Consider the following 18,177-nt stretch of genomic DNA (forward strand, 5'->3'; position numbering starts at 1 on the left):
CATGGCCTTCGACGGCCGGCAGCGGCTGTCCGAGATTCGCTGTCCGACATTGATCGTTGCCGGCTCGAACGACACCGCGGTGCCGATCCACCATCGGAACACGCTGCACCACGGGATTGCCGGCTCCCGGCTAGTCGTCATGGAGGGCTCCGACCACACCCTCATCTGGACCCGCACGCCCGAGTTTCTGCGCGTCATCGACGACTTTTGTTCGGCGTGAGCAGCCATCGGCCCGATTCGACTTACGACGGGGGTTTGCGTGTCCGCCGCGAGAGTGCGCTGGACTCAAAATCCAGTGCACGGTCCGAAAGTACCGGAGGTGGGACTTGAACCCACACGACCTTGCGGCCACTGGATTTTGAGTCCATTAGTTCCGCTACGCTCCGCAATGGTCCGCTACACAAAGCCCGGTTTTTGCGGGCTCTTTTGAATATCGGCGTCGACCAAAAATGGCCACCGTCGCCAAGTCGTTGAGTGTTTATTGAGTGTTGCCGCGCCGGCTCGCGCGAGCGCTTGCCGAAAACCCGGCGACGTGGAAAATGAAGTTGCTGAGAACCGCGGGCCTGATCACCCGCGGAGCCCGGCCGCTCTGGCGCATGGTTTACAACCTACCACGCGCGGCGGCCCGGGCGGCTCGGCTTTCATGAAAGGTTGGAACGCATGGACTTGGATAAGGCCCTGGCGCTGCCGTATGCGACAGCCAAACCGCTCGCGCTGTCGGATATCGGCGAGATCGAAGATCAGCTTGGTTGGGGCCCGACCGCTCCCAACACGCCGGAAAAACTCAAGGCATGGTGTTTCTCGCATCTTGGCTTGCAGCAGCTCGAAATGTTCGAACACAACCCGGATGCCTATAAATGGCGCGGGGTGGTCGCTGACGCCTGGTCAGCCATGTTTGCGATCTACACGGCGGCGAAGGGGGGTTTTGCGCCCCCGCCTGGCAAGCCAACGTTAGGCGAAATCGACGACGCGAAGGTGGCGCTAGCCAAGGTGGTTGAGTGGTGCGATGCAAACATGGCCCGTGTGCACCCTGACGATGAGCAGCAAGTCGATGTTGAATCCCGCCGTGATCCCATCGCCGACCTGGATCGGCTAGGCGGTCGAGCCGAGAGATTGTGCCAAATGGTCAACCTGTGCCTTAGTGGCGTCAGGAGCGGCGACCAAAAAACCATCCAACTCGCGATTGGGCAACTCTTCCCGGAATCATCGGGAGCGCCGGACCCATTAGCCAACCTGTCGGGACTTTTGGCCAGTACCGCACACTTCCTGCCCGATGGCAAGTTTAACCTTGCCGCCATTACACCGGTCGATTCGCGAACCGCGTGCGAAGCCGCTTTTGATCTTGTGTTCCAGTTTCGTGTTCTTTGCCAATCGTTGTTTGGATTCGGGGAAAATGATGGCCAACTGGCTATTAATGAATCCATTCGAGAGCGCCTGTCCGATGGGATCTCGACCCTAGGGCCGATCGCGAGCGACTTTGACTACGCTTGGTTGGCCGACGCCATCAGGAGTGAAATTCTTACTGCGAAACGAGCGGTTGCCGGCGCGGCGGGGCCGAGCTCGCTGGCGGCTTTAAATCGTGTCAGCCAGACAGCAGCGATCGAAGTCGCCGCCGGCAAGGAGCAGCCAACAGGTGATCCAGTGCGACGGAGGCGCCCTATGTACGATCGAGACCATACGTTCTTGGAGTGGTACGAAATGGAAGGAAGCGAGACGTACCATAGCCATGTGGGAATTCAGAAGAAGTGGAACGCGCAAAACCGCCAGCACATCACGCGCGAGGTTGTAATCACGGGCGTAAAAACAGCGATGCGAGAGCGATCGCAAGCCAAAAATCTTTTCGAAGCGACGTAGGATATCCCACGTTTCCCACGTTTTTTCGGCCCATTTTCCTATTAGGTCTTTCCTACGTCTGCGTGTTTACGATGCCTGTAGTGAGTTATCCAACTCTCCGCAGGTATTCAAATGCAGACCGTCTTAAGCACTCGCGATGTAGCGGAGCTCCTGGGCTCTGACGTTTGGCGTGTCCGCCGGCTCTTCGAGGACGGCACCCTTTCTGAGCCGGACCGCCTTGGCGGCAAGCGGGCGATTCCCCGCGAGTGGCTGCCGCGGATCGTCGATGCCATGCGCGCGCGGCACTGGCTGCCGGTCGAGGCGGAGGCCGTCCAGTGAAGATCGACGCCAGCGATATCGCCGACCTTCGCCCCATAATCAGCGCGGCCGTCGTGGCCGTGATGGAGGAGCTGCGCCAATCAGAGCTGGCCCAATCGAGCCGGCTCGCGTACCCCGAGCCCGAGGCCGCGGCATTGCTGGGCGTTCGGCCGCATTGCTTGCGCGACGCCAGGCTGCGCGGCGAGATATCGGCCAGCAGGGTAGGCAAAAAAACCGTTTACCAGCGGGGCGAGCTGCTGCGCTTTCTCGAGCAGCAGAAGCTGTGACCCGTAAATGCAACGGGCTCTCGACCCGGCCAAGAGTGAGAGCACCGTTGCGAAGTTCCAGGACCGCAAAAGTGAGTATAGCATCTCGACCACGACCCGCCAGCGGCCACGATCAGGCGCCGCAGCCTGCCTTGAGCTGGCACGCCATTACCGCGATCGAGCCAAGGCCGCTGGGCCTCGCCGGGACCGCCCGCCGACTCCGGCGGCGGGATCGCACCTGGCGCCGGTATCATATGCTCCGGCAGCAGCTTGGGCGCCTCGTCGGCTGGCATGCCCGGCGCCCGGAGTTGCGCACGAGCCAAGCGTACGATACAGCCCATCGCGCCGTGCTGGGGGGCTTCTGATGGCCAAGGCGCGGACGGCCATTCCCGCTGAATTGCGACCCGAGGACGTGGTTGCAATCGTCGACACTCGCGAACAATTGCCGTGGGATTTGTCCCCGCTGCAAATGCGAGCGGGCACGTTGCCAACCGGCGACTATTCGGTTGCGGGTCTCGAAAGCATCGTGGCTGTCGAGCGCAAGAACGAAGCGGATTATCTGGCCTGCTGCGGCGTGGAGCGCGAGCGCTTCGACCGATGCGCACTTCGCCTGCTGGCGTACCCGGTCCGCGCCATCGTCGTGGAAAGCACCTGGGAACGGCTGGAGGCCGGCAACTGGCGAAGCAAGATCACGCCAGCCGCGGTTATCGGCTCGACCCTATCTTGGATCACCGCCGGCATTCCTGTTGTTCTGGCGGGCGACCGCGAGCGGGCCGCTAAATACGTCGGCCGAATCCTGTACATGGCCGCGCGGAACCGCTGGCGTGAGGCTCGAGCGCTGGTGAGTGGAATACTCGAGCCGGCCGAGCCGCTTTCACGATCAGCGTATCCGGCCGAAACGCTGGCATCGTTCGACGCCAGCGCGGGGGTGCAGCATGGCTAGCGCATATCCTGCGACGGGCGCCGGCCGGCTGCTGGCCGAACGCCTGGGGCTCACAATCAACGGCACCGAGGGTCACGACACCAAAGGCCCGTGCATCGCCTGCCAGTCGTCAGACGCATTCCGCGTGCATCAACGGACTGGGGTAGCGCATTGCCATTCCTGCAAAGGCGCGTGGTCGGCACTGCAGCTCGCCGAAAAAATCCTAGGCGGTCAAGCGCCCGCTTGGGACCTACTGATTGAATTGGGCATCGCTGAGCCAAGGCACAACGGCAACGGCCATTCCAACGGTAACGCCGTCGATGTGCTCGCCCTGGTGGCTCGTGAAAAGGGGGTCACGGTCGAATCGTTGAAAGCCTTCGGCGCGACGGTCAAGGCTGGCGTTGTCGTGGTGCCGATGGTCGGACCCGATGGCACGCAATGCTCTCAATTCAGCATCAAGCCCGGGGGCGACAAGGGGAAGAATGAAAAGGGCAAGCCGACCGGCTTGTTCTTGTCCGGCAGGGCTCCGCAAGCCGGCGAGACATGCCATGTCCCCGAGGGGGTCAAGGACGCGGCCGCGATTCACTCGCTGGGCCTGCTCGCGGTTGGGCTGCCATCCAGCGCGTTGAGCCCGAAATTCGCCAGGCTATTTGCTGGCGTGCATGTCGTGCTGGTTCCGGACCGCGACAGCGCTGGCGAAGCTGGTGCGCAGAAATCGGCCCGAGCGCTCCACGGGGTTGCGGCATCGGTTCGCATCGCCGTGCTGCCGGCCGAGTTTTCCGAGAGCAAAGGCGCGGACGTGCGCGACGTGCTGCGGAAAGAGGGCGGCGAACAGCTCGTGCGCCAAGCGATTACGGACGCGAAGCCGTGGGAGCCGGGCGAGGGCGCCGAGGCCGGCGACGACCCGAATATCTGGCAGCCCAGCGGACGCACGGACGAGGCCAACGGTCGGCGGCTCGTGCTGAAACACGGTCGCGATATCCGCTGGTGCGCCCCACAAAAAAAGTGGTATGCCTGGGACGGCGTTCGCTGGCGTGCTGACGATCAACACCACGTCGAAGCGATGGCCAAGGCAATTGGCGTCAGCTTGTGGGATGACGTCAAGTATGCGACCGAGAAAGGGGCAAACGAAAAGCTACTCCAGCAGTTGACCAGCTACGTCAAGGCGAGCTGCTCGTGCCACGGCTATCAAAACGCGATGATTGCGGCCCGGTCTGAAATCGGGATTGCAGTTCTGCCCGCCACGTTCGACGCGGATCCTTGGGTTCTGAACGCAGCGAACGGGACGATCGACCTGCGCACGGGCGAACTGCGGCCACACGATCGCGCCGACCTGATCACCAAGCTGGCGCCGACCGAGTTCACCCCCGATGCTGAATGCACGCGGTTTGAGGCGTTCTTGCATGGCATCCTGGCCGGCAACATGGTGCTGGTCGAATTCATCCAACGGCTGCTTGGCTACTGCCTCACCGGCGACGTGCGCGAGCAAATCCTGCCGATCCTGTGGGGCGGCGGCAGTAACGGCAAGAGCACGCTGCTGAATTGCATCATCGAACTGTTGGGCGACTATGCCGGCCGAGCCGCGCCCGACCTGTTGCTGGTGCGTCATGGCAAAGCCCATCCCACCGAATTGGCAGACCTGCACGGGCGCCGGCTGATCGTGGCTAATGAGAGCGAGGACGGCCGACAGCTCGCCGAAAGCTTGGTCAAGGACTTGACCGGCGGCGACCGCGTGAAGGCCCGCAAGATGCGTGAGGACTTTTGGGAATTCGCGCCCCAGCACAAGGTTTTACTCCCGACGAATCACCGGCCCGAAGTGCGCGGCAGCGATCACGCCATTTGGCGTCGGCTGCTGATCGTCCCGTTCACGGTTAAGTATTGGGATCGGGCGAAGGGCGAAACCGGACCCGAGGGGCTCGAAGTGGACAAGTCGCTGCCGGACAAACTCAAGGCCGAAGGCCCCGGCATTCTTCGCTGGCTCGTGCAAGGTTGCCTCAAATGGCAACGCGACGGCCTGAACGTGCCGGCCGAAGTGCGAGCGGCAACGGACGAGTATCGCCAGGAAGAAGACCGCCTTGGCTCGTTCATCGCCCAATGTTGCGTGGTCGACTTCCATGCCCGTGAGGGGGCGACGGACTTGTTCAAGGCATACCAGGAATTCAGCGGCGACAAGGATTTGACGCAGACCGCGTTTGGCCGGTTGCTCGCTGACCGTGGGTTTCACAACGACCGCGTAACGGCTGGCCGACTAAAGGGGCGAATGGCGTGGTTTGGGATAGGACTTCTGGGCGAAAACGGCAGCGATGAGTGATGAGTGAATAGTAGTGAATAGTTTAATCATTAAGCGCCCGTGCGTGTGTGTATGGGAGTTCATAGTAGAAACCCTTCACTACCCTTCACTCTTCACTGGATGCGAGATGAACATGAGAGAAACAAGCCTGGCGCCAACATTCTGGGCCGGCGCCAGCCAGCGGCTATCAACGAACCCTCACCGGATTGCCAATCCGCTGCGGCACGAACGTAACTAACAGCAATGCAAACGACTTACGCAATCGCCGAAACGTCAACACTCAATACGCACACAACAGGGCGCGTAGCAGAACCCCCGAGCACCAACCCGATGCCAGCCCCGACCGGCAATAAAAACAGCCTTCGCCACGGCTTGACCACCGGCACCCTGCCGACCGGCACGGCGTACGTCACACGCACGATCAATGCCCTGCGCGCTGCGATTGAGGATGCCCTGACGGTCGCTGGCCGCGAAATCGGCATCGTGGAAGCTGCTGCGATCCAATCCGCTTGTCGCTGGGAACGGCACGCACTACTCGCCCAGCGCTGGCTGCGGAAGGAGACGGGCCTTGATCCGGACCAAAAGCTGGCGTTCAGCCGCGAGATTGCCCGGGCATCTAGTGAGCGTGACAAGTGCTTGGACCGGCTAAAGCTCGATCACGCCCCTGGCGCCAATCCTTGGGCCGTGCTCGACGCCCCGAGCCGCAACGCACCAACGGCCCCCAGCAGCCCGAACGCGTCAGACGCGAAGCCAAGCGGCCAGGAAGGCATGCCCACCAACACCACAACGGAGCCCGCACCGTGACAGACCGCGACACGTACCCGTTGACGACTGCCGAATTCGAGCAGCTTGCCCATTTGTTGTTCGTCGCGACCGGCGGCATGGTCGACGTCCAGGCCCCGCCGCAGGGCCTCGCTAGTCAGCCGATCTATCGCGCCCCGGCCGTATGGATATGGCACCTGCTGCCGAAGTTGTCAGCCGCCGGCAACCAATTCACGGTCGCCGAACAAGAGTTTGCACCCCCGGGCCCCGGCTACCTGTCGGTCGAACAAAAAGCCGACCTTGCCACGAAAGCCGACCAGCGTCACGAACGGCTGGCGGCCGAAATGCTCGAGCGTTTGGCCGATCACGACCGGGCCTACAAGGCGAAACAGGGCCGGTAAATGGAAAAGCGAATGTGTCAGTTTCAACTGCGGCCCGTGGACATCGGGTCGAACATGGATGCGAACATGCGTAGCCCTGGAGCAAAGGCAGTGACCGGCCCCCCCACGATCGAAGCCAAGCTGCTGGCCTATCGCAGCGACTTCCTGACCTTTGCCAGCGATCTGATTATCCCGTCCGCGCATGGCCAGCGGCGCTTCGGCGACGTGATGGCCCCATTCCAAGTCGAGCGGTTCGGCCAGATTGCCCCCGCCTTGTACGCACTAGCCAAGGGCGAGAAGCCCCCCATCGGCCGCTATTGGTGGGAAGCCACAAAAGGCGCGTCAAAAGACTCAGATTTGGCCGTCTGCCTCTTGTGGCTGCTGGCCTTTGCCGGTCGATCCCTGCTGGCCCAAGTGGGCGCCGCGGACCAGGACCAGGCCGACGAACTGCGCAAGGCGGCCACCGATATCTTGCGGCTCAACCCATGGCTGGGCGGCCGGGTCGTAATCCAAAACTGGAAGATCACCTGCACCAGCAACGGAGCCACAGCCGAGATCGTGGCCGCGGACACCGCTGGCTCGCATGGTGCCCGGCCCGACGTGCTCATTATCAATGAGCTGTCGCATATCACGAAACAGGAGGTAGCCGAGAACTGGCGTGACAATGCGGATAAGGTGCCGCAGGGCCTCGTCGTCATCGCAACGAACGCTGGTTTCATGGGCACCTGGCAATACCGCTGGCGTGAGATTGCCCGCACTTCGCCCCGGTGGGTGTTTAATCAGCGCGCCGAGCCATCGCCGTGGATCGACCCGGCAGATTTGGCCGAAGCCGAGCGGCGCAACAGCAAGGCGCGCTTCCGCCGCTTGTGGTGGGGCGTGTGGAGTTCGGGCACCGGCGACGCCCTGGACTCTGCCGACATTGAAGCCGCCGTTGACCAGCGCCTTGGCCCGATGCAAGGCGATGAGCCCGGCTATGGGTTCGTCGCTGGACTGGACCTTGGCATCAAACAAGATCACTCCGCGCACGTGGTGCTCGGCTACCACACTGCCACGCAGCGCTGCCGCTTGGCACTGTGCCAAAGCTGGGGCCCGGGCTTTGAGGGCAAAGTTGACCTGATGGCCGTCGAGGCTTCGGTCATGGCCGCCAACAAACGCTTCGGCTGTTCGACGCTGTACGATCCCCACCAGGCCGGGCTGATGGCCCAACGCTGCCAGAAGCATGGCGCTCCAATGGTGGAAGTCCCGTTCGTCGGCTCGACGCTCAATAAGCTGGCCGCCGCGGTGCTCGACGCTTTCCGCAGCCGCGCCGTCGACCTGTACCCCGAGCCCAAGCTACTGGCCGACCTGAACAGGCTGACCATCGTCGAGAAGTCCTACGGCTACAAGCTGGAAGCGACACATGACGCGGATGGCCACGCCGATCGGGCCACGGCACTGGCTCTTGCTTTGCTGGGCGCACGTGAACGCAAACCCGGGCCGCGCGGTCCGCTGTTGTGGGTCGGCATGATGGGCGGCATCTATCCCAACGGCTACGGCAGCAGAACGTGGTAAGGCTCACCCCGAGGCTATCGACCATGAAACACGACTTTTTCGATCGCTGGATGCGGCAGCTACGCCAATCGGGCGAAAGCCGCTCATCAGCCGAACGCATCATCGCCGCGGCGTGCCGGCCCGCAAAACCTTCCACCGTTGACCGCCTTTTTCCTCAGACTCCAAGGAGTTCCCGCTCGTGAGTACGATTCTCGAAACCATCAAACAAAAGCTGACCCGCAAGGCCGCGACCGAGGCCGAACAAACTGCAACCGCCTTCGACCGACTGGTTTGTTCGCTGGCCGATGAAAAAGACCCCGGAGCGCAAACCGTGGCCGACGTGCTCTTTCGCAGCGGCAAGACGCTCGACGACTTGCAGGCCGACATTGCCCGACTGCTGGAGCGGCGCCGGTTGCTCACGCTGTTGCCCGGCGAGCAGCCGGCACAAGCTGCCATCGAGCAGGCCGCTGCTGACCTGGCCACCGCGCAGGCCGCATTCATCGAGGCCACCAAGGCGCGGACTGCCGCGGGCGAGCTTTACGGCCGGACCGTCAGCCAAGCGCGGGTCACGCTCAAACTGGCTGCCGACGCGCGGCGAGACCTGATTGCCGGCTGCCGCGACAAGGGCGCCTTCGATCGCTGGACCGTGGCCACGGCGAAAGTCGCATCCCTGGAAAACCAGTTGAGCCAACAGCGCAGCACGCTGGGCGATGGCTCCCAAGGCGTCATCGGTGCCCTGCATCGGCTGCCGCAAGACATTGACAGCGCGAAACGGGCCGACCTATTCAAGCAGGCCAGCGACATGCAAGCGGAACTGGATGGCTACCGCGAAGCCAAACCGCGCATCGAGCAAACCATCAAGCGGCTTGAAGCCGAGCTGTCCGGGGCCCGCCAAGATCTGGCCGCCGTCGAAACCATTCTCTGCCAACCCTAACACCCCCTGGAAACCCGATTGCCATGAATGAATTCAAATCGTACACGCCCGGCGAACCGGGCTCCGATCCGAACCTGATTGCCGAGTCAGTACAGCCCAAGGCCCCGTGCAAGCTTGACGTGAAAGCCGCGATCAATCTGCGGATCCATGAAAACTCCCCGGTCGCCGAGAGCGTCGAAAAGCTGGCCCGCGAATCGCCAGACGAAACCGTACGGCGGGAATTCCTGGTGTCGATGATCGCGCCGTCATTCAACACGCCGCAAGACGTGCATGAGCTGGCCCGGCTGCTGGGGATGATGGATTTGATCGGCCCGGACGATCCGCTGGTTTCTCAATTTACCGACTGGGGCGACGAGGCGATGCACGACGAACGCCGGCTGCGCGTGCTGGAGATTGCCGGCAGCAAGCTTTCCGAGGATACGCTCTGGCGCATGGCCCGGCCACAAAAGAACATCACCCAGCGCGGCGACTACGCGATGGACAATCAACCGCAACTCTAACCCAATCGAGAACCATGATCCCTTACACGCTTACCCTCGAATCCCCCGGCCAGCAGACGTTGCGGGCCAACATTGAAGCCCAAAAGCCGCTCACGCCCGACATGGCGCAATTTCTGTTCGGCACGCTGGCCGAGCACGCCATGCAAATGATCGCGTTTGGCCCGACCGCTACGCCGGAGTGGGAGGCCGAGAAGCAAGCCGAGCAAGCTTTAGCCGAAGCGCTCGACGCGGCCAAGGAGCTGGCTCACCTGCCCGGCATCGAAAACGTATTGGCCCGGCTGCGCATCGCCAGGCGAGCTCAGCGCGTCCGCCGCGAAACCGTCTGCCCTGATGGGGTGGCCGCGTTCGTCGCGGAATGCTCTCAACAGAACGAGGAAACCGCCCAACATGCCTAGCCAGAATTCGGTTTTCAACAACCCGCCGAAAAATACGAGCATCAGCTACAACGGCTACACTTTCCCCGAGTATCGGCAGGTCAAGCACAAGTGCGAGCCGATCTACGACTCGACGGGCCGGGCGCGTACGGGCGTCAAGTATTCCTTCGAGATCCATTTCATTATCCCTTCGCCCGATCAGGCGACCGGGGCCAAGACCATTCCGCAAATCCGCTGCGCGCTTACTTCGCCCGGCGGCGTGCTGGCCATCCAGGGGCTTGGCTTCGGCGATATGACGATCAACGGCTCAAACGCCACCCGCCAGGTCATGGATTTTGGCCCCCATCCGCAGCTTGTTCACTTTGATCCCGTGGGCGGCGTGCTGGCCTACGAGGTTATTTGGGCCTGTGACGTCACGCTCGTCGAATGTTGCAGCAGCAGTCAGAGCGGCGGCCCCGCCGGCAGTTCGGGCGGCGGCGCTGGGCAGCCGACCGGCGATGCCTGGGCGAATTCCATCGTCTACTCGATCGACGATCGCGGGTACACCACGCGGACCACGACGGGTTACCTTGAAATCCCGCTAGCCCGCGTGACGGGCGCAGCGACCACCGTTGCCACCACGGCCGACGCTTACCGCAACCTGATTAACGTCATCTTGCCCTTTGGCTTCCGCCGCGCCCACCAGGACTATCGGCTGAGCGCTGATCGGCGACAACTTGAATTCGTCATCGTCGACAGTGAGATGGAAGGCGATGATTTTCTGCCGCCCGGCATTGCGCGGGGTTCTTTCGAGCGCAGCTTGTCAAACAATGGCGACATGAACTTTCAGAATTGGACGTACTCGATCAATGCCACGTTTGAGCGCACCGCGGGCACGAGCCGCGACTGGGCTTTTCAGCAGTGGTTCTTACTGGTTTCGACGACTATCGCCACGATCCAGCAGAACATGATGGGATCTGACCCAGGCGCCACCAGCGGCGGCAGCAACACGGGCACGGTCTTACCGTCGCGCATCAGCATGAGCACCGACTGCTTCAAGCGTACCGTGCGGCTGAGCACCAGCTTTAAGATCATCCGTTCGTCGGCCGACGTCATCAAGGCTACGGGCATCTGGGAACCGCTCAACACGGATTATCAAAGCTGGGCCAACACGATGGGGCAATGGCTCTGGACAGCGCGCGGCAACGCGCAGCTTTACCACGACTCCACCAGCGATTCGATCATCGACCCCTGCAACACGACCAACACGCTGACCGTCAAGGACTTGACGCGCATCTATCAGTTGGGCGTCAACGCCACGCGGCCGACGCTGGGCTGCGGCGGCATTTCGCCTAGCACGAGCTGGCTCACCTACAACTGTTGGACCGAGGCCGACAAGAAAAATTACAACGTCATCCAAAACCCGAGCCAAAAATACACGCAAGACTCCGACTCTGGCCCGGACTTCTTCACCGACGAAACGAGCGCCGGCAAGTATGGGCCTGCGAAGTATCAGCCCATCGTGCAAACCCGTGGCGCTCCGGTTACGACCGTGCGACTGATCGGCTACGCCACCCGTGTTAAATTCCGGCCGACCGTCCCGGCGCTGTTGACGTACGGCGGTCAGCAGTGCGTCGAGTTTCGGCGCGTTGTCGGTGGGCCAGCAGTGGTCGGCTCGCTGGCCGGTTGCGATGTCTACGCCGTTAAGTGGGATATCGAATATCGGCTGACGGGCGTCCCCACGTCTGACGCGGCGGTCTTGGATCAACCGCGGCCACAATCGAACCCGTTGCCAGGGGGCGGCGGCACAGGCGGCACTTCGGCCACGCCGGGCTTCGGCGGCGGTGGCCCGAGCTGATCGGTTTGCGAGTGGTCTTTGGCAATTTGGTTTAGTCGGCCGGGGCTGCACTGGGCAAGCTTATGGTCGGCTTGCACTCGCCGCGCGTCGGGTGTTGTCTTCGATGTCGATGGCCAACCAAATTAATTCCGCAGCAGCCATCAAGAGTACGAAAATCACGAAGCCCAGCACTTCGAAATACCCGGAGACAATAAACGCTGCCACGACAACTCCCAGATTTATCGCTCGGTGCTCACTCGCGGCGTGAACGGCATCAAAACCTACGACGGCGGCGAAGAGCAAGACTGGCGCGAGGACATTCAGCCATGCCATGATCTTTAGCCAAGTGGCGATCCGCTCCAGGTTGACGTATCGTCGATGAAAAGTTGGCCCGTGGCCCTGGCGCCCGATCGACCGGCGAGTTTCGATATGTAGATCGATGGCCGCCGTTGGAGCAGCCGCGCGGCCGGGGACGCTGGGGACAACATGCTCGGCGCCACAAATCGGGCACTTGACGGCGTGTCCCGAGAGGCCGAAGACAAGTTCGAGCGCCGATCTGCAACCAGGGCATTGATACTCCATCGACGTCCCCCTTGCGGCGAAATCTGGACACGTCCATTAGCGTAGCTGTCTCCGCTGACGGACGCCACAAATGGGGAATAGTTGACACCGGCGCCCAGTTGCGGGCATGATGGGGGGCGCGAGAAGTAAGTGCGTCATGCTGCTAAGGCGCTGGCTGGAGTAACGACCCGGCCCGATAACGGGACTTCTGTTTATCAGCAGCCGTTTGCGAGAAACAAACAACGATTCCAGGGCCATCGCTCATGCGTAACCCCGTGTCTAAGTATCCCGCAAGGGATGCGGCCCCTGGCGCTTTCGAGCGCTAGGGTTCGGGCGACCGAACACGCGCGGACCGTTATCCGCGCTCGCAAGGTTACGTGTGAGCGATGACCCTTTTTTGGCCTGGCACTCTGTCAGGTCGGAAAGGGCTCCAGCAATGGAACGCCACTCCCCGGGCACGCTGCCCATCATCGACGTGAGCACGCTGCGCAGCCATGCGGGCGAGCAACTCGTGTGCGTCGTCTGCATTGACACCCACGGCAACCGCAGTATCGCGGAACCGTGCGTGACGCTGACCGAGGCCGCAGCCTTTGTGCGCGGCTACAACAGCGTTACCGGCATCACCGGCCGCCGGGCCGAGATTCGAGCGATTGCGGGCACGATCACCGCCGGCCGGAAAATCCGCCTACCGCGGGCGAGCCGAAAGGCAGGTGCCGCATGACGCGAACGCTAACCGCCGCTGACACCCTGCTGGCCGACTTCTACCGCGACGTTTTTCGACCGCTGGCACTTCGGAGCCGGGCGCCCAATACGTTGCGGCTGTACGAATCGACCATCCGCTCTTTCGCCCGTTGTCTCAAGCGTTCGCCGCTGCTGGGCGACCTGAACGACGACACCGTGAGCCGCTACCTGGATTGGTTCAAGCGCCAGGGCGGCGGCCGCAGCCCCTATTCGGTCAACAGGGAGCGCAACAACGTGTTGGCCATCTGGCGGTATGCGTGTCGCAAAGGGCTGATTGCCATTTGGCCCGACGTGGCACCCGAGCGTGAGCCGCGGCACGTTCCGCAAGCGTGGCTTGGCGGTGAATTGACGCGGTTGCTGGCCACCTGCCAGACAATGCCGGGGCGCATCGGCCGCGTGCGGGCCTGCCATTGGTGGACCGCTTTGCACCTGGTGCTGTGGAATAGCGGCGAGCGCATCGGCGCGCTGATGCGATTGACCTGGGATTGCGTCGACTTGAAAGACGGCTGGCTGCGCATGCCGGCCGCGCTCCGCAAGGGAGGGACCGAGGATAAGCTCTTTCGCCTGCTGCCCGAAACGGTTGCCGCACTGCGGGCCATTCGGCACGGCCGCGACGGGAAGGTTTTCGCGTGGCCCTACTCGGCCACCTATCTCTGGCTTCGCTATAAAAAGTTGCTGAAACGCGCTGGGCTGCCGCACGACAAAAAAAGCATGTTCCACCGGATGCGTCGATCGGTGGCCAGCCACGCCGAAGCGGCGGGGGCAAACGCAACAGAACTGCTCGGACACTCTTGCCGCAAGGTGACGCTTAGCTACTTGGATCCTCGCCTGACGGGCCATCGCTTTGCATCCGACGTACTGTTTCAGATCGGCGGCGATACGCAGCCGAGCGGTGAGGCCAAGCTGCCCCGTGATGAACCGGCCCTGACGGTTCTTTTCCGCCGCTACTGCACAGAAAGCCTGATGCCACGGGTATCGGACCAGCGGCACTTGCGGCGGTCGATCACGGCTATTGAGAACTGCATCGATAGCGGTATCCGAACGCTGGCCGACGTGACGACCGAGAAGCTGGCCGAGCATTTGCAGCAGTTGCAATTGCAGGTAGGCACCGAGGGATTCCAGCGGCATCGTGCGGCCATTGGCCAGTTTCTCCGCTGGCTAGACGAAGTGGGGTTATCCCCGGCTGCTGCCGACGTGCTGCGCGTGCTGGGAATCAAGACGCACCGTTGGACGATCGGGGGTGTTGCATGACGCGTCCCAACCCTGAAATGACGCTTCGCCAATTCCTGGTCGAACTGTACGCCCCGCGGCACAAGCTGACTGAGGGCACGCTGCACCAGTACGCCGTGGCCGTCGACTCGCTCGACAAGTGGCATGGTGAACCGCTACGGCTTTGCGACCTGACCAGCGAGACAGCCATCGCCTGGCTGGCCTACTTGCAAAAGCGGCCCATCGCCAGGATCACGGTCAAGAACCGGCGGCGGCATTTGCTGACCCTCTGGATTGCCGCCTATCGCGTTGGGCTGACGAAGATTGCCCCCAGCGTGCCGTCCCTGTCGAAGCCGCGCAGCCGGCCCAAGGCAGCCCCCGGCACGCCGGCCGAGCTCTCGCCCGACATGCTGCTGACCGATTACGTGCATCATTACGCCCGCAAGCGGTCTATCTCGGCCAAGGGCAGGTATCAGTACGTGGTGGCCGCCAATTCGCTGGACCGCTACAGCGGCGAGCCGGTCAAGCTGAACGAGTTGAGCGACAGCCTGTTCAACGATTGGATCGAGCAAATCGAGTTGAGCGACTCCGCACCGTTTACGCTCCGCAACCGGAGGGCGCACCTGCTGGCACTGTGGAAGGATGCCCACCGGGCCGAACTGGCTCCGACGGCGCCGCGAGACGTGCGGCGGATTCGCTGTCCCTGGACCCCGCCGCAAGCCTGGTCGCATGCCCAAGTCTGCGAACTGTTGCGGGCGGCCGAAAGTCTCGACGGCTATATTCCCGGCCGCCGCTGGGTACGGTCCAATCAGGGCGAAATCAAGCGCTCGGCGTTCTGGGGGCTGATGATCCGCGTAGCGTGGGACACCGGACTGCGGCACGGCGACATTCTCGCGCTCACCCGCCAGCAGCTTTTTCCCGATGGCACGGTCCAGGTTATCCAGCACAAGACGGAGCGCTGGCACGGCATGCGACTGCACCCCGAGACGTTGGCGGCCATCGCCGCGCACGTGCCGGCGGATCAGCAGCAGCTTTTCAAGTGGCCCACCAGCATGGAATACTTTCGGCGGCAATTCACCGCGTTGGTGCGACTGGCCGGCATTCCGGCCGGCTCGTTCAAGAAGCTGCGCAAGTCGTCGGCCACCGATGTTGAGATGCGCTTTCCCGGCTGCGGCGCGGCGCACTTGGGGCACGTTGTCGCGGGGGACATTGCCCGCAATCACTATCTCGACCCACGGCTGACGCTGGCTAACAAGCCGATGCCGCTGGCGCTCTGCACTTCCGGCCAGCAGTTGCAGACCGGCGGTGCCGCATGAGCGCGCGAAAAGGCAAGAACGCCGTTTTGATCGTCACGACGCCAGCCGGCTGGAAGCCGACGCACTGGCACGCCGTACCGTTCGCCGTGGAAGGGGCCTATTTCCTCGAGCGCCGCTTGAAGCTGCCCGAGGCCATCCGCATGGCCAAGCGGTTCAACAAAGAGCACCTGCCCGGCCCCGGCGGCACGTTCGGCCGGGAGTGGGCGCTGTGCGTCAAGAGTTTGAAGCCAAACAAGTGGCAAGGCCCCAATCCCCAGCAGGCGAAAGGGGGTGGCCAATGATCGACATGGAACTGCGGCGCCGCTTAGAGGCGGTCAAGGACGGCGAAATCACCGCTGGGCATCTTGTCCGGCCGATCATTCTGGACGCTACCCGGCAGATAGATGCTTGGTTCGAGGAAGCTTGGGAAGCACGCCGGCTGTTGCATGCGGCCAAGGAGAATTTCGCGATGGGCTGGGAGCCGGAATACCTGGAAACCGGAGAGGAGGATTGACCGTCTGTCGGCTGGCCGCCATCGACAAGGGCGGCAAACCTGGAGCCAATTAGGCTAACGACCCCGTAGAGCGGTTGGCTCCCCGTACCCGGTGGGTGAAGCCGGGCAAACGCACTGGCGGCGATTTGACGCATCGGAGCACGGAAGGTATCAGCGGCCACGGAGGGCCATTTGAACGCGACCTGGGGCAAATAGCGCGACTGATTTCACGAAAGGCAACACAAATGAGCGCATGGCTATTTCAAGACCACCGTCAGAAGCAAAAAATGGGTGACAAGTGCCCCTGGTCCGTGGGCTGGGTCGATCCCGAGGGCAAACGGAAATCCAAGCGCATCGGATCGCAGAGCGCGGCCGAGAAGTACGCCCGCAAGATGGAAGGCCAGTTGGCGGCCGGGGTGTACGAAGCCACGTCGAGCGCGTCGTGGGCCAAGTTCATGGATGACTACGAAGCGAAGGCACTGGCCACGATGGGCACCAGCAGCCGCGATGCAACGCAGAGCGCGATTAACCATTTCGAGCGGATCATCAACCCGGCGAAGATGAAGGGCATCACGTCGCGGACTTTCGCCCAGTACGTGGCCACGCGCCGCACAGAGCCCCGCTGTCGGCCGCGGAAGTGCAAAGCCAAGAGCAAGCGGAAGGCCGGCAGCAGCGAGCCCGTATCGGTCGCCACGATCAACAAAGAACTGCGGCACCTGCGCGCCGTGGTCCGCAAGGCTCACCGCTGGGGATACCTGACCAGGATCCCGGAAATCGACTTCCTGAAAGAACCCGGCCGGCTGCCCACCTACGTTACGCCCGAGCACTTCGCCAAGCTCTACCAGCAATGCGACTCGGCACGCTGGCCGGATGAGCAGCCTTTCACGCCCGGCGACTGGTGGCGCGGCCTGCTGATGACCGCGTTTATGACCGGCTGGCGGATCGGCTCGCTGATGGCGCTTCGCTGGCAGGACGTGGACCTGGAAGCCGGCACGGCTCTATCGCGGGCGGCCGACAACAAAGGCAAGCGTGACCAGCTCACCCCGTTGCATCCGACCGTGATTCAACACCTGCGCCGGCTCAAAAGCTTCGGGCAGCTTGTGTTCCCCTGGAATCACACGCACCGCGCGTTGTTCGATGAGTTCATCGACCTACAGCGGCAAGCCAAAGTGCAGGCCGTTGGACCCAAGGGCCATTATGGCTTTCACGACTTGCGGCGGGCCTTCGCCACGATGAACGCGGGCACGCTGTCGCCCGATGCCCTGCAAGCCCTGATGCAGCACAAGGACTATCAGACGACGCAGCGCTACATCAACATGGCCCGCCAGCTCAACCCGGCCGTGGCCGAGCTGTACGTGCCCAGCGTGGCGGTCGCGGTCGGCTGAGCCGCTATTGAGTGTTTATGGAGTGTTGGCCATGCGAGCGCAGAAAAAAGCACCTGGAGCAATCGCCACAAGTGCTTGATGCGTCAGAAGTACCGGAGGTGGGACTTGAACCCACACGACCTTGCGGCCACTGGATTTTGAGTCCAGCGCGTCTGCCATTCCGCCACTCCGGCTTGAGATGGGCGAATGATTAGCTTGGGGCGTACGAGCCGGATTGTCAACGGGGTGGATGGGGCCGGCTGGGCAGGTTTCTTGCGATTGGGCGGAGGCCGTTTCGGTCGTGCGATCTGGGAGGGGAATACAGGCCGATTGCGCGATGGGCTGGCGGACTCGGGGGTGGATGAAGCCGAAGTGGTTGGCGGGACCCTCACCCCGGCCCTCTCCCAAAAGGGAGAGGGGGAAAAACTGGAGCAGGGGCGATTCATGAAAAATCGCCGGCGTGGAGGCGGACGCGGTCGCCGTGGGATTGGAGGGTTTGATAATGGGCGGGGTCGAGCGGGCAGTCGCGGTCGAGCAGGGTTAGGTCTTCGGAGAGTTCCGCTGAATTGTCGGGGGCTGATAGGGCGAC

The 18,177-nt window shown here is 62.6% G+C and carries 20 protein-coding genes and 1 tRNA gene; 19 read left to right on the plus strand and 2 right to left on the minus strand.

All coding sequences use genetic code 11. From position 1 onward, the window contains the following. From VGG64_14450 to VGG64_14510, 13 genes are all read left to right on the plus strand, one after another. On the plus strand, nucleotides 1-220 hold a 220-nt coding region (locus tag VGG64_14450), incomplete at its 5' end, for an alpha/beta hydrolase (GenBank protein HEY1600806.1). Nucleotides 221-660: 440 nt separating this feature from the next. Continuing rightward, nucleotides 661-1,854 carry a hypothetical protein gene (locus tag VGG64_14455; GenBank protein ID HEY1600807.1) on the plus strand — a complete coding sequence of 398 codons (1,194 nt, stop codon included), beginning with the start codon at nucleotides 661-663 and terminating at the stop codon, nucleotides 1,852-1,854. Between the two features lie 111 nt (nucleotides 1,855-1,965). Then, on the plus strand, nucleotides 1,966-2,172 hold the full coding sequence (locus tag VGG64_14460; protein HEY1600808.1) for a hypothetical protein: 207 nt from the start codon (nucleotides 1,966-1,968) through the stop codon (nucleotides 2,170-2,172). Continuing rightward, the gene (locus VGG64_14465; protein ID HEY1600809.1) at nucleotides 2,169-2,438 is read left to right on the plus strand and encodes a helix-turn-helix domain-containing protein; all 270 of its coding nucleotides are present in this window, start codon (nucleotides 2,169-2,171) and stop codon (nucleotides 2,436-2,438) included. The genes VGG64_14460 and VGG64_14465 overlap by 4 nt, the downstream gene beginning before the upstream one ends. A 343-nt stretch (nucleotides 2,439-2,781) precedes the next feature. After that, the gene (locus VGG64_14470) at nucleotides 2,782-3,360 is read left to right on the plus strand and encodes a hypothetical protein (GenBank protein ID HEY1600810.1); all 579 of its coding nucleotides are present in this window, start codon (nucleotides 2,782-2,784) and stop codon (nucleotides 3,358-3,360) included. Next, nucleotides 3,353-5,650: a phage/plasmid primase, P4 family gene (locus VGG64_14475; protein ID HEY1600811.1), complete on the plus strand. Its 2,298-nt coding sequence runs from the start codon at nucleotides 3,353-3,355 to the stop codon at nucleotides 5,648-5,650. Before VGG64_14470 ends, VGG64_14475 begins: the two co-directional genes overlap by 8 nt. 309 nt (nucleotides 5,651-5,959) lie before the next feature. Then, nucleotides 5,960-6,433, plus strand: coding sequence for a hypothetical protein (locus VGG64_14480; protein ID HEY1600812.1), 474 nt, complete (start codon nucleotides 5,960-5,962; stop codon nucleotides 6,431-6,433). Beyond that, nucleotides 6,430-6,792, plus strand: coding sequence for a hypothetical protein (locus tag VGG64_14485; GenBank protein ID HEY1600813.1), 363 nt, complete (start codon nucleotides 6,430-6,432; stop codon nucleotides 6,790-6,792). The genes VGG64_14480 and VGG64_14485 overlap by 4 nt, the downstream gene beginning before the upstream one ends. A gap of 66 nt (nucleotides 6,793-6,858) precedes the next feature. Then, nucleotides 6,859-8,322: a hypothetical protein gene (locus tag VGG64_14490; protein ID HEY1600814.1), complete on the plus strand. Its 1,464-nt coding sequence runs from the start codon at nucleotides 6,859-6,861 to the stop codon at nucleotides 8,320-8,322. 178 nt (nucleotides 8,323-8,500) lie between these two features. Next, the gene (locus tag VGG64_14495; protein ID HEY1600815.1) at nucleotides 8,501-9,235 is read left to right on the plus strand and encodes a hypothetical protein; all 735 of its coding nucleotides are present in this window, start codon (nucleotides 8,501-8,503) and stop codon (nucleotides 9,233-9,235) included. A 119-nt stretch (nucleotides 9,236-9,354) separates the two neighbouring features. Next, on the plus strand, nucleotides 9,355-9,735 hold the full coding sequence (locus VGG64_14500) for a hypothetical protein (protein HEY1600816.1): 381 nt from the start codon (nucleotides 9,355-9,357) through the stop codon (nucleotides 9,733-9,735). A 14-nt stretch (nucleotides 9,736-9,749) separates the two neighbouring features. Then, on the plus strand, nucleotides 9,750-10,130 hold the full coding sequence (locus VGG64_14505; protein HEY1600817.1) for a hypothetical protein: 381 nt from the start codon (nucleotides 9,750-9,752) through the stop codon (nucleotides 10,128-10,130). Beyond that, entirely contained in the window at nucleotides 10,123-11,946 is a 1,824-nt protein-coding gene (locus tag VGG64_14510) for a hypothetical protein (protein ID HEY1600818.1), read from the plus strand. Before VGG64_14505 ends, VGG64_14510 begins: the two co-directional genes overlap by 8 nt. A gap of 60 nt (nucleotides 11,947-12,006) precedes the next feature. Here VGG64_14510 and VGG64_14515 read toward each other — a convergent pair whose 3' ends face one another. After that, the gene (locus tag VGG64_14515) at nucleotides 12,007-12,507 is read right to left on the minus strand and encodes a hypothetical protein (GenBank protein HEY1600819.1); all 501 of its coding nucleotides are present in this window, start codon (nucleotides 12,505-12,507) and stop codon (nucleotides 12,007-12,009) included. Nucleotides 12,508-12,922: 415 nt separating this feature from the next. On the opposite strand from VGG64_14515, the gene VGG64_14520 reads away from it, so the two are divergent. The 6 genes from VGG64_14520 to VGG64_14545 all read left to right on the plus strand — a co-directional run bounded on the left by VGG64_14520 (nucleotide 12,923) and on the right by VGG64_14545 (nucleotide 17,609). Beyond that, complete coding sequence (locus VGG64_14520; protein ID HEY1600820.1) at nucleotides 12,923-13,207, plus strand: hypothetical protein; 285 nt, start codon at nucleotides 12,923-12,925, stop codon at nucleotides 13,205-13,207. Beyond that, the gene (locus VGG64_14525; GenBank protein ID HEY1600821.1) at nucleotides 13,204-14,478 is read left to right on the plus strand and encodes a tyrosine-type recombinase/integrase; all 1,275 of its coding nucleotides are present in this window, start codon (nucleotides 13,204-13,206) and stop codon (nucleotides 14,476-14,478) included. The genes VGG64_14520 and VGG64_14525 overlap by 4 nt, the downstream gene beginning before the upstream one ends. Next, complete coding sequence (locus VGG64_14530) at nucleotides 14,475-15,752, plus strand: hypothetical protein (GenBank protein ID HEY1600822.1); 1,278 nt, start codon at nucleotides 14,475-14,477, stop codon at nucleotides 15,750-15,752. The genes VGG64_14525 and VGG64_14530 overlap by 4 nt, the downstream gene beginning before the upstream one ends. After that, nucleotides 15,749-16,033, plus strand: coding sequence for a hypothetical protein (locus VGG64_14535; GenBank protein ID HEY1600823.1), 285 nt, complete (start codon nucleotides 15,749-15,751; stop codon nucleotides 16,031-16,033). The genes VGG64_14530 and VGG64_14535 overlap by 4 nt, the downstream gene beginning before the upstream one ends. Beyond that, nucleotides 16,030-16,245 (plus strand): hypothetical protein, encoded by a 216-nt coding sequence (locus VGG64_14540; protein ID HEY1600824.1) that lies wholly within the window; start codon nucleotides 16,030-16,032, stop codon nucleotides 16,243-16,245. Before VGG64_14535 ends, VGG64_14540 begins: the two co-directional genes overlap by 4 nt. Before the next feature lie 224 nt (nucleotides 16,246-16,469). Next, nucleotides 16,470-17,609, plus strand: coding sequence for a tyrosine-type recombinase/integrase (locus tag VGG64_14545; protein HEY1600825.1), 1,140 nt, complete (start codon nucleotides 16,470-16,472; stop codon nucleotides 17,607-17,609). A gap of 90 nt (nucleotides 17,610-17,699) precedes the next feature. On the opposite strand, the gene VGG64_14550 is transcribed toward VGG64_14545, so the two are convergent. Next, nucleotides 17,700-17,782: transfer RNA gene (locus VGG64_14550), tRNA-Leu, on the minus strand. Between the last annotated feature and the right edge of the window lie 395 nt (nucleotides 17,783-18,177).

Source organism: Pirellulales bacterium (genome assembly GCA_036490175.1).
Classification (GTDB): Bacteria; Planctomycetota; Planctomycetia; order Pirellulales; family JACPPG01; genus JACPPG01.

Coding starts and splice junctions, on each gene's coding strand:
- VGG64_14455 (HEY1600807.1), top strand. CDS start 661: ATGGACTTGGATAAGGCCCTGGCGCTGCCGTATGCGACAGCCAAACCG.
- VGG64_14460 (HEY1600808.1), top strand. CDS start 1,966: ATGCAGACCGTCTTAAGCACTCGCGATGTAGCGGAGCTCCTGGGCTCT.
- VGG64_14470 (HEY1600810.1), top strand. CDS start 2,782: ATGGCCAAGGCGCGGACGGCCATTCCCGCTGAATTGCGACCCGAGGAC.
- VGG64_14475 (HEY1600811.1), top strand. CDS start 3,353: ATGGCTAGCGCATATCCTGCGACGGGCGCCGGCCGGCTGCTGGCCGAA.
- VGG64_14480 (HEY1600812.1), top strand. CDS start 5,960: ATGCCAGCCCCGACCGGCAATAAAAACAGCCTTCGCCACGGCTTGACC.
- VGG64_14490 (HEY1600814.1), top strand. CDS start 6,859: ATGCGTAGCCCTGGAGCAAAGGCAGTGACCGGCCCCCCCACGATCGAA.
- VGG64_14505 (HEY1600817.1), top strand. CDS start 9,750: ATGATCCCTTACACGCTTACCCTCGAATCCCCCGGCCAGCAGACGTTG.
- VGG64_14510 (HEY1600818.1), top strand. CDS start 10,123: ATGCCTAGCCAGAATTCGGTTTTCAACAACCCGCCGAAAAATACGAGC.
- VGG64_14515 (HEY1600819.1), bottom strand. CDS start 12,507: ATGGAGTATCAATGCCCTGGTTGCAGATCGGCGCTCGAACTTGTCTTC.
- VGG64_14520 (HEY1600820.1), top strand. CDS start 12,923: ATGGAACGCCACTCCCCGGGCACGCTGCCCATCATCGACGTGAGCACG.
- VGG64_14525 (HEY1600821.1), top strand. CDS start 13,204: ATGACGCGAACGCTAACCGCCGCTGACACCCTGCTGGCCGACTTCTAC.
- VGG64_14530 (HEY1600822.1), top strand. CDS start 14,475: ATGACGCGTCCCAACCCTGAAATGACGCTTCGCCAATTCCTGGTCGAA.
- VGG64_14535 (HEY1600823.1), top strand. CDS start 15,749: ATGAGCGCGCGAAAAGGCAAGAACGCCGTTTTGATCGTCACGACGCCA.
- VGG64_14540 (HEY1600824.1), top strand. CDS start 16,030: ATGATCGACATGGAACTGCGGCGCCGCTTAGAGGCGGTCAAGGACGGC.
- VGG64_14545 (HEY1600825.1), top strand. CDS start 16,470: ATGAGCGCATGGCTATTTCAAGACCACCGTCAGAAGCAAAAAATGGGT.